19 protein-coding genes are annotated in these 14228 nt (G+C 49.7%); 5 read left to right on the forward strand and 14 right to left on the reverse strand.

The genetic code is table 11. From position 1 onward, the window contains the following. Window positions 1–36: 36 nt before the first annotated feature. Genes BLV22_RS05915 through BLV22_RS05925 form a run of 3 tightly spaced genes read left to right on the forward strand, consistent with a single transcriptional unit; the run spans window position 37 to window position 2068 of the window. The gene (locus BLV22_RS05915; RefSeq protein ID WP_091612545.1) at window positions 37–477 is read left to right on the forward strand and encodes a MarR family winged helix-turn-helix transcriptional regulator; all 441 of its coding nucleotides are present in this window, start codon (window positions 37–39) and stop codon (window positions 475–477) included. Then, entirely contained in the window at window positions 468–1433 is a 966-nt protein-coding gene (locus BLV22_RS05920; protein ID WP_091612548.1) for a ring-cleaving dioxygenase, read from the forward strand. The genes BLV22_RS05915 and BLV22_RS05920 overlap by 10 nt, the downstream gene beginning before the upstream one ends. Window positions 1434–1459: 26 nt before the next feature. After that, window positions 1460–2068 carry an alpha/beta hydrolase gene (locus BLV22_RS05925; protein WP_091612550.1) on the forward strand — a complete coding sequence of 203 codons (609 nt, stop codon included), beginning with the start codon at window positions 1460–1462 and terminating at the stop codon, window positions 2066–2068. Between the two features lie 50 nt (window positions 2069–2118). Here BLV22_RS05925 and BLV22_RS05930 read toward each other — a convergent pair whose 3' ends face one another. Then, window positions 2119–2394, reverse strand: coding sequence for a GNAT family N-acetyltransferase (locus BLV22_RS05930; RefSeq protein ID WP_091612553.1), 276 nt, complete (start codon window positions 2392–2394; stop codon window positions 2119–2121). A gap of 176 nt (window positions 2395–2570) precedes the next feature. Here BLV22_RS05930 and rpsN point away from each other — a divergent pair, with 176 nt between their 5' ends. Further along, window positions 2571–2840 carry a 30S ribosomal protein S14 gene (gene rpsN, locus BLV22_RS05935; RefSeq protein WP_022792513.1) on the forward strand — a complete coding sequence of 90 codons (270 nt, stop codon included), beginning with the start codon at window positions 2571–2573 and terminating at the stop codon, window positions 2838–2840. A 57-nt stretch (window positions 2841–2897) separates the two neighbouring features. Here the strand turns inward: rpsN and BLV22_RS05940 are convergent, their stop codons facing one another. Further along, window positions 2898–3509 (reverse strand): flavodoxin family protein, encoded by a 612-nt coding sequence (locus tag BLV22_RS05940; protein ID WP_091612556.1) that lies wholly within the window; start codon window positions 3507–3509, stop codon window positions 2898–2900. A 143-nt stretch (window positions 3510–3652) separates the two neighbouring features. Here BLV22_RS05940 and BLV22_RS05945 point away from each other — a divergent pair, with 143 nt between their 5' ends. Next, entirely contained in the window at window positions 3653–4453 is an 801-nt protein-coding gene (locus tag BLV22_RS05945) for an SDR family NAD(P)-dependent oxidoreductase (RefSeq protein ID WP_091612560.1), read from the forward strand. 84 nt (window positions 4454–4537) lie between these two features. Here BLV22_RS05945 and qoxD read toward each other — a convergent pair whose 3' ends face one another. The 12 genes from qoxD to BLV22_RS06005 all read right to left on the reverse strand — a co-directional run bounded on the left by qoxD (window position 4538) and on the right by BLV22_RS06005 (window position 14188). Beyond that, window positions 4538–4888 carry a cytochrome aa3 quinol oxidase subunit IV gene (gene qoxD / locus BLV22_RS05950; protein ID WP_091612563.1) on the reverse strand — a complete coding sequence of 117 codons (351 nt, stop codon included), beginning with the start codon at window positions 4886–4888 and terminating at the stop codon, window positions 4538–4540. Beyond that, window positions 4889–5497, reverse strand: coding sequence for a cytochrome aa3 quinol oxidase subunit III (gene qoxC / locus BLV22_RS05955; RefSeq protein ID WP_091612566.1), 609 nt, complete (start codon window positions 5495–5497; stop codon window positions 4889–4891). Beyond that, entirely contained in the window at window positions 5494–7443 is a 1950-nt protein-coding gene (gene qoxB, locus BLV22_RS05960) for a cytochrome aa3 quinol oxidase subunit I (protein ID WP_281241099.1), read from the reverse strand. Before qoxB ends, qoxC begins: the two co-directional genes overlap by 4 nt. A 41-nt stretch (window positions 7444–7484) precedes the next feature. Then, complete coding sequence (gene qoxA, locus BLV22_RS05965) at window positions 7485–8420, reverse strand: cytochrome aa3 quinol oxidase subunit II (RefSeq protein WP_425433789.1); 936 nt, start codon at window positions 8418–8420, stop codon at window positions 7485–7487. Window positions 8421–8796: 376 nt separating this feature from the next. Further along, window positions 8797–9513, reverse strand: coding sequence for a class I SAM-dependent methyltransferase (locus BLV22_RS05970; RefSeq protein WP_091612568.1), 717 nt, complete (start codon window positions 9511–9513; stop codon window positions 8797–8799). A gap of 29 nt (window positions 9514–9542) precedes the next feature. Further along, a complete protein-coding gene (locus tag BLV22_RS05975; RefSeq protein ID WP_091612571.1) occupies window positions 9543–10061 on the reverse strand; it encodes a MogA/MoaB family molybdenum cofactor biosynthesis protein in 519 nt (172 codons plus the stop codon). Between the two features lie 67 nt (window positions 10062–10128). Further along, window positions 10129–11139, reverse strand: coding sequence for a GTP 3',8-cyclase MoaA (gene moaA / locus BLV22_RS05980; RefSeq protein ID WP_091612574.1), 1011 nt, complete (start codon window positions 11137–11139; stop codon window positions 10129–10131). Window positions 11140–11155: 16 nt separating this feature from the next. Continuing rightward, window positions 11156–11743 (reverse strand): molybdenum cofactor guanylyltransferase, encoded by a 588-nt coding sequence (locus BLV22_RS05985; protein ID WP_091612576.1) that lies wholly within the window; start codon window positions 11741–11743, stop codon window positions 11156–11158. A gap of 4 nt (window positions 11744–11747) precedes the next feature. Further along, entirely contained in the window at window positions 11748–11981 is a 234-nt protein-coding gene (locus BLV22_RS05990; protein ID WP_091612579.1) for a MoaD/ThiS family protein, read from the reverse strand. After that, a complete protein-coding gene (locus BLV22_RS05995; protein WP_091612582.1) occupies window positions 11974–12441 on the reverse strand; it encodes a molybdenum cofactor biosynthesis protein MoaE in 468 nt (155 codons plus the stop codon). Before BLV22_RS05995 ends, BLV22_RS05990 begins: the two co-directional genes overlap by 8 nt. Beyond that, complete coding sequence (gene mobB, locus BLV22_RS06000) at window positions 12438–12923, reverse strand: molybdopterin-guanine dinucleotide biosynthesis protein B (protein ID WP_091612585.1); 486 nt, start codon at window positions 12921–12923, stop codon at window positions 12438–12440. Before mobB ends, BLV22_RS05995 begins: the two co-directional genes overlap by 4 nt. After that, window positions 12920–14188: a molybdopterin molybdotransferase MoeA gene (locus tag BLV22_RS06005; protein ID WP_091612588.1), complete on the reverse strand. Its 1269-nt coding sequence runs from the start codon at window positions 14186–14188 to the stop codon at window positions 12920–12922. Before BLV22_RS06005 ends, mobB begins: the two co-directional genes overlap by 4 nt. Window positions 14189–14228 lie beyond the last annotated feature (40 nt).

Consider the following 14228-nt stretch of genomic DNA (forward strand, 5'->3'; position numbering starts at 1 on the left):
GTTAAACTGATGGCAACCGTAAAGGAGTCAATGCGTATGAATAAAACCAGAATGGGCCTGCTGCTGTGGTTCCGGCTCGCCCGGGTCTATGAGCAGAACCTCAGCCGCTCGGCCGCTCATTTAAAGCAGGCGGGACTCAGCCCGCCGCAGTTCGATATTCTTGCCCAGGTGCACGCTCATCAGCCGATTACCCAAAAGGAGCTCGCGGGTAAGTTGTTTGTCACAAAGGGAAGTGTCACTTATCTTTTGAAAAAGCTCGAGGAAGAAGGGCTTGTAGCACGCAGACAGACTTGGAAGGAAAAACATATTACCCTGACCCCGCAAGGACTTGCTGCACTCGAAGCAGTCGCTCCCGGGCAGGAAGATTTTCAGGCCGCACAGTTTGACGGCCTGACAGATGCAGAAAAACGGGAGCTGCTCCGGCTGCTCCGCAAACTGCAGAAAACAACCAGGCAGGAGGAATCATCATGCAGCTGAAAGGTATTCACCACGTCTCTTCATTAACAGCAGATGCCCGCCGTAATGTCGATTTCTATACGAACGTTCTCGGCATGCGGCTCGTCAAAAAAACGGTCAATCAGGACGACACTTCTGTCTACCATTTATTTTACGGAGACGAACGGGGCAATCCCGGCACTGAAGTTACATTTTTTGAAATCCCAATGGCCGCCTCCAATAAGCGCGGCACCAACAGCATTACAAAGGTCTCTCTCCGTGTGCCCGGGGACAGCGCACTCGAATACTGGAAACAACGATTTGAAGAGCATTCTGTACAGCACGGTGATATTCAGAAGCAGGCGGGACGGCTCGTCCTTCCATTCGAAGACCCCGAGGGCCACCGGATGCAGTTCGTGTCTGATGAGCACGATCAGGGCGTGGAACCCGGAACCCCCTGGGAACATTCAAATGCCTCCCCGGCAAACGGAGCCACCGGTCTCGGCCCGGTCCGTTTAACCGTTAAAACGGCTGAACCAACGGCTGCCGTGCTGAAGGATATAATGGGTTTTTCCGAAATTCAATCCTATCCTCACCCAAATGATACCGATCTGCCGGACATTCGTGTATTTGAAACAGGAAAAGGAGGGTCCGGTGCCGAAATTCATATAGAAACCCGCAGTGACCTGCCGGCCGAACGTCAGGGGCGGGGCGCTGTGCACCATGTAGCTTTCCGGGTGGAGGACGCAGACGAACTGCAGCAGTGGATTGAACGCATTAAAAACGCCCGGCTTCCGAACTCCGGATTTGTGGAACGCTATTATTTTCAGTCGCTGTACTTTCGCGAACCAAACGGCATTCTTTTTGAACTGGCTACCGACGGCCCGGGATTTGAAGGGGATGAACCGTTTGAACACTTGGGAGAAAGCCTTGCCCTGCCGCCTTTTCTCGAACCCAGTCGTTCAGAAATCGAAGCACGTTTAAAGCCGATTGATTAAGTAATCAGGGACGGAGGAGAGGTTTGATGAAGCATATATTTCAACCAGGCAACAGCACTGCCCCGACTATTTTAATCCTGCACGGCACCGGGGGCACCGAAAAGGATTTCCTCGAAGCAGGACGGCTGATTGATCCGGAAGCAAACATCTTAAGTGTCCGCGGCAACGTTGTCGAAGAAGGTATGCACCGCTATTTCGCCAGGCTTTCCGACGGATCAATTGACGAAAAGGACCTGATTTTCCGTACCCAGCAGCTTCATCAATTCCTTGAGGAAAGCGCTGGCCGTTATAATTTTGATCTTCACCAAGTCATCATTTTCGGTTATTCCAACGGAGCCACCATGGGAGCGAGCCTGCTTTTTCATTATGCGCGCTCCGTCACCCGGGCTTTTCTCCATCACCCGATGGTGCCGAGACGGGACGTGCCTCTTCCGTCCCTCGCCGGCAGCAGCATTTTTATCGGCGCCGGTACTAACGATCCCATCTGCCTCCCGGAAGAGGCAGAAACCCTTTACCGCCTGTTTGAAGAAGCAGGGGCTTCTGTAGAACTCTATTGGGGGCATGAAGGCCATCAGATCACCACAGAGGAAGTAGAGGCCGGCGCCGCATGGTATCAGCGCGTCATACAGGAATAAACAAAAGAATATAAAAAAACTGCCTCCCGTTCAGGGAAGCAGTGCTGTTGTTACTGCGTTTCAAGCACCTGCTTGAAATCGTCATTTTCTTTGATTTTTTCTTCCGCATAAGGGCAGCGGGGAACGATTGTTTTGTTTTCCCCTTTTGCTTTTTCCACCACATTGCGGACTAATTCTTCACCTACGCCATTTCCTTGCTCTTCCTCGATTACTTTGGTACTATCGATGACAATGCTTTGTTCACCTTCTTCAAAAAATGAAATGTCACCAATAACCTTGCCATCCTGCTCGGCTGTGAATCTGTTATCATAATGTTTTATTTCCATGAAAGAAACTCCCTTCGTTTAAACGTTGTTACTAAATAATTCATTACCGTTTCCGGCGGATCATAAACATCGGAAACAATCAGAAGAAACCTTTACACATACCGAGGCAGCTGTTATGATGAAGTATGTGCTTAAAAATATGAATGCCACGAATATTATGAAAAGGAGTGAGAACTTTGGCTAAGCAATCTAAACTCGCAAAAGAGCGTAAGCGCGAAGAAACGGTAGCGAAATACGCTGAACTCCGCCGTGAGTTAAAAGAAAAAGGCGATTATGAGGCACTGCAGAAGCTTCCTCGTGACGCTTCTCCAACACGCCTTCACAATAGATGTTCGATTTCCGGTCGTCCACACGGCTATATGCGTAAATTCGGCATGTCCCGTATCGCGTTCCGCGATCTGGCCCATAAAGGTCAGGTACCAGGCGTGAAAAAAGCAAGCTGGTAAGCCGTTCTTACTAAAAAAAGCAGCCAACCGGCTGCTTTTTTTGTATGCTTTTATTCGTTACGTATTGCCTTTGGTTGGAATAGGATTCTCTTTTAAAATTGTTCCCACATGCAGCATGTTGTACGCCAGTTTAGGAATATGCTTTTGAACAAATTCGCTTTTAATGCCTTCCGCTTCAATAAACGAAGGCCCCGGCCCGGCTTCGCCGACCCAGTAGCAGTTCGGACGCGGCGGAAGCGTGAAGCCTAAATGGGACAAGCCAAAAACAATAGACTGAATGGCGTGTTTGGCACCGTCTTCGTTGCCTGTGGCTACTACTCCGGCAACCTTATCGTAATAGATCCCCTGCCCTTTTTCGTTTGTATGGCTGGCTGAACCATTCAGCCGTTCTATAGCTTTTGTAATCATGCTGCTTTTTTCCCCGAGCCACACCGGTGTGCCGAGCAGCACCAGTTCTGCTTCCTCAATCTTCGCCTGGATAGCCGGCCAGTCATCTCCTTCTCCGAGGTCATCTGCGACTCCATACGGGATATTGTAATCCGCCAGACGAATTTTCTCCACCTGCACCCCTTCCTCTTCCCAGATCTGCATGACTTCATCGGCCAATGCATCTGTGTTTGAGGTATGAGAAGAATCCTTTAACGATCCGTTTAAAAATACTGCTTTCATAGTTTCACCTCTTTTTATAGTAACTGCTTCTCTATGTACCCCGAAGTTTCCCTATATAATCTTCCATCACCCTCTCAATCGTTTGCTTCCTCCCCCTTACGGGTAAATAAAAGCAGACTACTTTATACATGGAGGAATACATAATGATGCCATTTGCTGAAAACGCACTGCAGAATGAACACGCCCTTGTGACCGGTAGTACCCGTGGGATTGGGAGAGAAACAGCTGTTACGCTTGCCCGCATGGGTGCTGATGTTACAGTGACCGGCCGGAACAAAGAAAAGCTCGAAGAGACCAAACAGCTGATCCTCGATGCACAGCCGCAGGCCCATGTATTTGTCTGGCCTGCAGACATCACTGATGCTTCGGCGCGCAGTGAGCTGGTGAAGGCAGCCGAAGGGGCGCATGGGCCGTTGAGCCTCCTGGTGAATTCAGCAGGCGTACTAAAACGTAAGTTTGTTGATGAGCTCGAAGAAACGGATCTGCAGGAAATGATGGACGTAAACTATACGTCCACCGTTCTTTTAACCCAGCTCGTGTACAAGCGCATGCAGGAGCAGAAGAAGGGAGCGATTGTGAATGTTTCTTCTCTTTCCGGTCTGCGTGGCACACCGGGTAACAGCGCGTATTCTGCTTCGAAGTTTGCAATCACCGGCTTCACCCAGTCCCTTGCGCTTGAAGCCATCGGGCACGGAATTCGGGTCAACGCGGTCTGCCCCGGCTACGTGCAGACGGAAATGGTGGAGCAGCTCATGCAGACTAAGGCTGAAGAAACCGGCAGAAGTCTCGAAGAACAAATGCAGGTATCCGCTGATAGTCTGCCGTCCAGACGGATGACCCAGCCGGAGGAGGTGGCCAATACTATCGCCTACCTGTTAACAGACGCCGCCTCCAACATTGTTGGGGAAGCCGTAAAAATCTCCGGGGGAAGCGTCGTCCACTAAATGTTTTAATGTTTTTTCGTGCACTGACCCGTTCCATATATACAAAAAAGCCTGCCCCGAAGCTTCGGGACAGGCTTTTTCTATTTAATGATCTGAATGTTCTTCTCCGGAGCCGCCGTTCATATCCATGTCGCTCATACCAAAAGACATTACCCAGATGGAACCTGCGATAACTACAGCTGCGATAAAAAATCCAAATAGGATATTTCCATACTGCGGTATAGGGTTTTTCTCGGCAATGTGCATGAACATGACAAGCTGAAGGACGGCCTGGATAACTGCGAGTATCATAATGATTGCAATAATCCATGGCACCGGGAGTCCGGACATCACAGTTGTGTAAGCAGCAACGAGCGTCAAAACAATAGAGGCAATAAAGCCGATAATGTGTTTGACGGGAATGCTGGACTCACTGTGTTCTGTGTGTTCACTCATTTAAACCACCATCCCTATCAGGTAGACGGCTGTAAAGATGAAAATCCATACAACGTCCAAAAAGTGCCAGTACAGGCCAATTACAAATGTTTTTCTGGCTGTTGTCGGCGTTAAGCCAACCCGGACCAGCTGAATGATAATCAACAGACACCAGGCGATACCAAGCGTTACGTGCAGTCCGTGCGTACCGGTAAGCGTAAAGAACGCTGACCAGAACGCGCTTGACTGAATCGATGCGCCTTCGTGAACGTAGTGTACAAACTCATAAATTTCAAAACCAAGAAATCCAAGGCCTAAGGCCAATGTGATGCTAAGCCAGATAAGAAGACCCTTTAAGGATTCTTTTCTCATCATATGAATCGCTATTCCACACGTAAAACTACTTGTTAAAAGCAGAAACGTCATGGCAAGCGCTATTGGCATTTCAAACAATTCCGGTGCCGGAGTAGCGTCGCCATAGCGGCCGAACAGCACGGCGTATGTGGCGAAGAGCGTGGAGAAGAGTACCACCTCGGCTGCAAGAAAGATCCAGAAGCCGAGAATGGTAAGCGTTCCTTCTTCTTTTCGGTACTCAAGAGGCCCGGTTTTTAATTCCGCGTGTTCACTCATTCTTTACGCCCCCTTGCCTGCTCCTCAGTACGTTTAATTTCCTCAATAGGGACGTGATACCCTTCATCATAGTCGAAGGAGCGGATAACCATGCATATAATAACCCCGATGAGCCCTGGAATTGCAAGCCAGAACCAGTGCCAGACAAGACCGAAACTTGCCACAAACATAATGGCTGACATGATAATCGGCATACCCTTGTAATTAGGCATATGAATAGGTTCAAGCTTCGATTCATCGTAAGTGGTCGCCCCTGTTTCTTTCATGTCCCAGTATGCTTCGTGACTGTTCACATAAGGAACGGTAGCGAAGTTGTAGTGAGGAACTGGTGTTGTCGTCGCCCATTCGAGCGAACGGCCGTCCCAGGCATCGCCTGTTTTTTCCCTCGGCTCGTAGCGTGCACTGAAATAAATGTTGTATACAAAGATGACGAAACCGCCGGCAAGGATAAACGCGCCAATGGTGGAAAGGAGGTTAAGCGGCATCCACTCCGGTTCAATCGTATACGTCCGGCGCGGCATACCCATAAGTCCAAGGAAGTACTGCGGTAAAAACGTAATATTGAAACCAATAACAGTCAGCCAGAAGCTGACTTTTCCGATCTTTTCGTTCATCTTATGACCAAACATTTTCGGGTACCAGTACGTGAGCCCTGCAAACATTCCAAACAATGTTCCAGCAATCAATACACCATGGAAATGGGCAATTAAGAAGTAAGTGTTATGATACTGATAGTCAGCAGCGGCCATGCCGAGCATTACTCCGGTTACGCCGCCAATGGTAAAGTTCGGAATAAAAGCAAGCGCCCACAGCATCGGCACATTAAACCTGATCCTGCCCTTATACATTGTCCCAAGCCAGTTGAATATCTTAATACCGGTCGGAACGGCAATCAGCATTGTGGTGATGGAGAAGAGAGAGTTAACTCCTGCTCCAGCGCCCATCGTAAAGAAGTGGTGGACCCATACGACAAAGCTGAGCCCTGCGATAACACACATCGCGTAAACCATTGCTTTGTAACCAAACAGCTGCTTTCTGGCAAACGTCGAGATAACTTCTGAGAAGACCCCGAACGCAGGAAGAATTACGATATATACTTCCGGGTGGCCCCAAAGCCAGAAGAGGTTGGCCCACATCATCGGCATGCCTTCACCGGCCAATGTAAAGAAGTGGGTGCCGAAAATACGGTCCATCGTCATCAGAGCCAGTGCAATTGTCAGAATTGGGAAGGCAAAGATAATAATAATGGATGTAATCAATGCAGACCAGGTGAAGATAGGCATCTTCATCAGGGTCATGCCCGGCGCACGCATCCGCAGAATCGTAACAAGGAAGTTGATCCCTGTGGCAAGCGTACCTATACCAGACAGCTGCAATGCTAATAAATAATAGTTCTGGTTAATCTCCGGACTAAGCTCCGGACCGGCCATCGGAACATAGCTGGTCCACCCGGCGCTAGGAGAACCCCCGATAACAAAGGAAATGTTAAACAGCATTGCGCCGAAGAAAAATGTCCAGAAGCTTAAAGCGTTCAAAAATGGAAACGCAACGTCGCGGGCGCCGATCTGCAGAGGAACAACGACGTTCATCAAACCAATAATAAACGGCATCGCCATAAACAGGATCATGGTCGTCCCGTGCGTCGTGAAAATTTCGTTATAGTGCACGGAATTTAAAAAGTTCATTCCCGGGAGCGCCAGCTGCGTCCTCATCATTAAGGCGTCTACACCGCCGCGGAAAAGCATTGCCAGGGCGGCAATAATATACATTATACCGATTTTCTTATGGTCCACCGTTGTTAAATATTCATCCCAAAGCCATTTCCACAGCTTGAAATACGTCAGGACAAACACAATTAATACTGTAACGAGGACAATGGAAGCCATCGCCCCGTAAATTAACGGCTCTCCGGTGACAAGAAAATCATTCCATATAAAATCCCACAAAGGATGTCACCTGCTTTCTATATTTATCATGCTAAGGGTGTTTATTCTTCTTCCCAAGGGCCGCCTTCGCCACCGTAAAGGTGTACGTCTTCGCCCAGGTCTCCGCTGTAGAGATCTGTGATATAGCTTCTTCCGTCATTTTCACCAAAATCAACGTACTCTAAATGCGTGCTCGAATATTCAGCCTCGTCAGCAAGGCCAGGCTCCAGGTACTGGTCAAAACGTTCTTTGGTCAGCTCAGGAGCGTTATTTTGAATGTCGCTCACCCACTCGTTGAAATCTTCTTCACTTTCAGAAGTAACAGTGAATGTATGCTCTGCAAACCCGGATCCGTTATAGTTCGCGTTACGGCCTGCAAATTCACCTTGTTCCTCTGCCTCCAGATACAGTGTATTCTGCATGCCGGCCATGTTGTATTTCTGGCCTCCAAGCGCCGGTATCCAAAGTGCTGTCATCGAGTCAGCACCCGACAGCTTGAATTCAATTGGCCGGTCTTCCGGTATGTGTAAGTAGTTAACCGTTTCAATGTTTTGCTCCGGATAACTGAAATACCATTTCCAGTTGGATGTATCCGCGTGAATGACTAACGGCTCCTGATCTGAGCCTTCGGGTGGTTCCTCCAGTGCATACAAGGAGGTTACTGTAGGTACTGAAAGAGCTGCTACAATAATAAATGGAATGACCGTCCAAATAATCTCGAGCGTGGTGTTTCCGTGCTGGTGAGGGTCATAATCCTTATCTGTCCAGTTTGGACGTTCCCTAAACCGGATAATCATGTAGAAAAATAGCACAAAAACAACAATGATAATGACAGACATCAGTGTAATAGAAAAAATGATGAGTTCCTGCTGGGTTCTGGCTACCGGACCTTTAGGATCCAAAACTGTAATACCGCTGCAGCCGCTGGCGACGAGCAGCAAAGCAAACAACCCTGGTACCATAAACAGTCGTTTGAACCAGGAAACTAAGTTTTTCAAGCGCTTCACGCTCCTTCCTTTTTATTACCGACTTCTGTGATGAATAACCCCTCTCTCCATCAGCCACGGTTCATTCCGTTCATATGCAGAGCGCACCATTATCGTAGCAAATTTTTATGCCTCTCGTCATTTTTTCTCCGGCAAAATTTCAAAATTGACGATTTTTAAACACAAATATGTCATAAAACGTTCACTTCTATGCGCCTGTTGCCTAGAACCTTTATCATCGTATCCTAACGCCTGCCAATTTTCAACCTGCGAAAGGCTGTTTTAGGACAAAATTACCGCATGCCTGCGTACAAGATTACACCTTATTTTTATTCCATATAAGCCCGGGAATTCTCTGCCTTCTCTGCACATCAGAAAGAACGAGCCGTCAGGCCCGTTCTTTTACTGCTTCAAGCAGCAGCATATTTGAGTTAATAAGCACTTTCCGGTCTTCCCGGTACGTCGAAAATGACTGTGCTTCACTCTCAAGCTTATGCACTGTCCAGCCTTCGTACCGGCGGGCAAGCTTTTGAATAATATCTTCTGTATCGAAATTCACTTCCATTTTTGCCGGAAGCTCCTCGTTCGTCTCCGCGTCTGTCTCATGAATCCCGGTGTTCATCAAAAACGCATGCACCCCGCCCTCGGCCGTGCCTTTCTGGAGTTTATCGATTAAATTCCAGAAGGTGTTTTCATCGGGCACGTGTTCGATGCTTGAAACTGCTATAATGCCGTCAAAATACGCCTCTTCCGGGGTGTACTCTTCTATTGCCTTTTTTACCGGTTTAATCTCTTGTTCGACGCCGTATTCCCCGGCGTACTCCATTAACTGGGTGATGGCTTCGTCCAAAAAGTCCACGCACGTAACCTCACAGCCCTGCTCCTGGAACTGCCTGGCGGCCGGTATGCTGTTACGGCCGATCCCGCAGCCAAGGTCAAGCAGCCGGACGTCTTCCCCTTTTCGAATTCGGCCCAGGGCATTAATAATACGGGAAGCAGGCTTTTTCATCCACGTGCCTTGTTCAAATAAACCGTGCTGCTTGTAGTACTGGCGATGATATTCTTTTTCCGATGCCCGGATTTCCTCTAAACTTGGTTCTTTCACACAAGCACCCCTCTTATTTTTTGTTTCCCTTACAGATCGCGCTGTTTTGTAGCCTCCCAAACCACGTGAGGCAGCTCAGGAATAATCAGTTTTTCCATCGCAAGCTTTACAGCCCCGGAGGAGCCTGGCATGGTAAACACCGGCTTGTGATCGATAATGCCGGCGGCAGCTCTCGATAAAATCGCCGAAGACCCGATATCTTCCACATAACTCAGGTAGCGGAACAGTTCGCCAAACCCGACAATTGCTTTATCAAATCTGGGCTCTACAGTTTCGATAGTAATATCCCGGTCGGCAATTCCTGTCCCTCCGTTAATCAGCACTGCTTCTGCCTCAGGATGGACGAGCGCTTCGTTCAGACAATTGGTGATTGATGCCTGTTCGTCTGTAACTATTGAATAAAAACAAACCTCGTGGCCGTGGGATTCGAGCAGCTCATGAATACGTCTGCCGCTTTTATCCGTTTCTTCGGTTCTCGTGTCACTCACGGTAATAACAGCACATTGAATCTTTTTCTCTGCCTGCTCTTTATGTTCTTCTGTCGCCATAGAAGTCCCCTCCTTTATTTTTCTCTTAAAAAAAGAAGCCTTTTTCAGGCTTCCTCTTTTCTTCCTATTATCCCCCAATATAGGACATTTCAATCCGCTTACGGTTGCGCGCCGTTTCTTCGGTCCGCTCTTCCGAGTAACGGTCTGTCCGTCTGCCCCATATGCCGGCAATATTATCAAATATCGTTTCATCTGAGTCCTCGGAACGGAGCTGATTCCGTAAATCGTATCCTTCGGTGGCAAACAGGCACGTAAACAGCTTTCCATCCGCAGAGATCCGCGCCCGTGTGCACGTAGAGCAGAACGATTCCGTAACAGACGAAATAACGCCGACTTCGCCGCTGCCGTCCTTATAACGGTAACGGTCAGCCACTTCACCGTAATAGCCCGGATCCACGGGCTCAATCGGAAACGTCTGGTGAATCGTGTCGATAATATCTTTTTTCGTCACCACTGACCCGAAGTTCCATCCGTTGGTGCTCCCCACATCCATAAACTCGATAAAGCGCAGATTGACACCGCGCTGTTTAAAATACATAGCCATGGGAAGAATCTGTTCCTCGTTCATCCCTTTTTTGACTACGGTGTTCACCTTTACAGTAAGGCCTGCTTTTTTTGCTGCTTCAATGCCTTTTAACACAGGCTTTGAGCCAGTTTTTCTGCCGTTGATGCTTGCGAACACTTCATCATCGAGTGCATCAAGGCTGATGTTCACCCGCTGCAGCCCGGCGGCCTTCAATTTTTCAGCCTGGGCGGGCAGCATGACCCCGTTTGTAGTCAAAGCGATATCTTTAATGCCTTCGATTTCCGTCAGACGACGGATCAGTTCAGGCATGTTTTTACGAAGCAGTGGTTCTCCTCCGGTCAAACGCAGCTTTTCCACACCAAGACCGGCAAACAGGCGCGACACCCGGACAATTTCATCGAAGGAGAGCCGCTCGTCCTGACCCATAAATTCAAAATCCGGGCCGAAAATTTCCGCCGGCATGCAGTAGGTGCACCGGAAGTTGCATTGATCTATCACGGAAATACGCAAGTCACGAAGGGGACGGTTTAACTGGTCAGTTACATTGGTCATTGTATTCCCCCTCTCTCTATTTTACCTTTCTGTTTAACTCCTCGAGCTGCCGGACAGTATTAATATTTTCAAATGCTTCGGGGCGACAGTACGCCTGATTGACGTCTACGACTCTTTCCTTACCGCTGAATACATTTTTCATCCGGTAATCCCCGGATTCGAGCTGGGCTTCTGCTTTTGAAAGCAGATCTGCGCGGAACCACCCACACGCCGGTGCCAGTCTTCCCCCAACCTCCGGGATGACCGCATCTGTTTCCGGGGTAATATAAGATGACAGAAAACGCACTTCTTCCGCAGTAATAAGCGGCATATCCACCGGAAGCATAAACACCCATTCTTCCTCTGTGTAGGAAAGTCCGGTGAAAAGGCCGGCCAGCGGTCCCTTTTCTTTATGAGGTGGAAGATCTTCCCTGACCTTCACCTGCTCGCCGGCTTGTATTCTCCCGGCAAACGACGGATGAGAAATCAGCCAGATGGTTTTCACTTCAGTCTGAAGGGCGTGGACGGCCCGTTCATAAAAATAGCTTTCTTTCCAGACGGCAAAGGCTTTTGGAGAACCAAACCGCTCCGACATGCCTCCGGTAAGAATGATTCCATCTGCCACAGTATTATCCTCCGCTGACCGGTGGAATCAGGGCTACTGTGTCCCCCTGGCCGACCGGCGTGCTTTCTTCAGCAAATTCTTCATTCACAGCGGTCATAATGCCGCTGATATCAGCATCATACGTGGCTTTCAGATACTCAAGCACATCCTCCACAGTAGCTATGCCACCACTGTTAATGGTAAGCTTTTCTCCGCCAAAAATGTCTTTCATGTGGGCAAAGCATAACACATTAATCACTATTTCCACCTCCCGGGGCCCCGTCTGGGTACCGCGTTTGTTCAAGCTGGTCTCCCACCCACTGCTCGCCGTCTTCCCAGTGTTCTTTTTTCCAGATGGGCACAATTTGTTTGATGCGCTCAATAATATATTCATTCGCTTCATAAGCGTCTTTCCGGTGCGGTGTCGAAACAGCAATGACGACTGCCGCGTCCGAGATCTTCAGTTCGCCGGTGCGGTGACCCACGGCTGATTCAGCATCCGGCCAGCGTTCCTTCACTTCCCGGCCGATCGCCTCGAGCTGCTTTTCCGCCATCGAATGATACGCCTCGTATTCCAGATAGACGGTCCGGCGGCCTTGGGTAAATTCCCGGACCGTGCCGATAAACTGCACCACGGCTCCTGCTTCCGGACGCGTGACCTCAGCAGCAAGCTCTTCCACAGACAGCGGTTCTGATGTCACAAAAAATCGTTTCTTCATAGTATACTCCTCATGTATTGTTCAAACCATTCATCTGTTTTTTCAGTATCCTGAAAATGATTCACTTCTTCTCCAGGACCAAATGCTGTTTGAATATTATCAAGATCCTCAAGGGATACTTTATCTTCTATGCTTCGGAGCAGAAGGACTTTAGGATGCGGTGCTTTTTTGTATCCTTCTATAAGAATAACATCAAGCGGCAGCTGTTGATAAATATTCAGCAGCGTGGAAAGGTCCGGCTCCTCCATATCCGCGAGGAACTGAAAGACTCCAGCGCCTTCCACACCGGAAACCACGGCGCCAGCATCCTTCAGCTCCAGGCTGTCGACTCCCTCCGGCTGAAGCGGCACGCTCCGGTGGCCGTGATGCTTTAATACGCCCACCCTCCAGCCGTTTGTCTTGCCAAGCGCCGTCCAGCGTTTAAGCAGGGTCGTTTTCCCACTTTCTTTAAACCCCGTTACCTGCAGTACCGGGGTGGTCATGAGAGCGGCTCTTTCTGGCCTTCGTTATCTTCAAGCAGCATGACGTCGACCACGTCCCCCTGCTGATATCCGCGGCTTCCCCCGGGAAGAACGATACACGCATTGGCACCGGCCAGGGAGGTTACCGCGCTCGACTTATTAAAGCCTCCCGGCTCTGCAAATAAACGATCCCCTTCTGCGCGGCAGCTGCCTCGCACAAAACGGGTGAACGGGTTCGGCTTGGAGAAATCCGCTGCAAGCTCCGCCTTTACCATCGTATGGTGCGGGTGCGCAGAATGCATCACGGCCTGAATCACCGGCCGCACGAAAAGCTCAAAGCCCATGTAGCAGGCGGACGGATTTCCTGAAAGGCCAAACAGCAGCGTACCATCCCAGCTGGCGACGGTCGTTACGCTGCCTGGACGCATTGCCACTTTATTAAAGAACACGTCTGCGCCGAGCCGTTCGTAAACGTCCGGGAGCAGATCATAGTCCCCGACCGACACCCCTCCGGTCGTAATGACCATGTCCGTTTCCTCGGCCGCCTGACGCACCGCCTCGTAGCAGGGACCCAGTTCATCCTTCAGCTTGCCGTAGTATACAGGCTCTGCCCCGGCGCGCTGCAGCTGGGCAATCATCATGTAGGCATTACTGTTTCGTATTTTGCCCGGCTCCAGATCATCAGAGACGTCCAGCAGCTCCGTGCCTGTCGCAAACACGCCGACGACCGGCTTTTTAGCCACCTTCACCGTGGCGTAGCCAAATGTCGCAAGCAGGGCCGTGACGCCGGGGTCAATCCACGTGCCCGCCGGAACGAGTTCGGCGCCTGCCTCCGTATCTTCCCCTTCAAAGGAAATGTTTTGATGCTGTTCAAACTCGCGCTTGATCGTCATGAGCGGGTACGTGCCGTCATGACCCTCCTGGGCAAGCTCGAGCATGACGACGGCATCGCACTGCTCCGGAATTTTTGCCCCGGTCATGATGCGTACCGCCTGCAAAGGCTTAAGTTCTTTTTTTGACACAAAACCAGCGCCGATTTCCTCAACTACCTGAAAGGTAACCGGCTGCTCCCGGGAAGCTCCGCGGGAATCCGCCGAGCGTATCGCAAATCCGTCATAGGGGGAACGGTCAAACGGCGGGACCGGATGAGCGGCCGTGATCGTCTCTGCCAGCCGGCGGCCGTAGGATTCCTGGATGGAGACCTCCTCCACGCCTCCTTCTTCGACATTCTCCATTACTCGCTCAATTGCTTCTTTTACAGGTACAGGCGTACGTTTTTCAACCATATCGATGCTCCTTTGTTATATTTGAATGTATGTATCCGTG

This window comes from Marinococcus luteus (assembly GCF_900106595.1).
Taxonomy (GTDB): Bacteria; Bacillota; Bacilli; order Bacillales; family Marinococcaceae; genus Marinococcus; species Marinococcus luteus.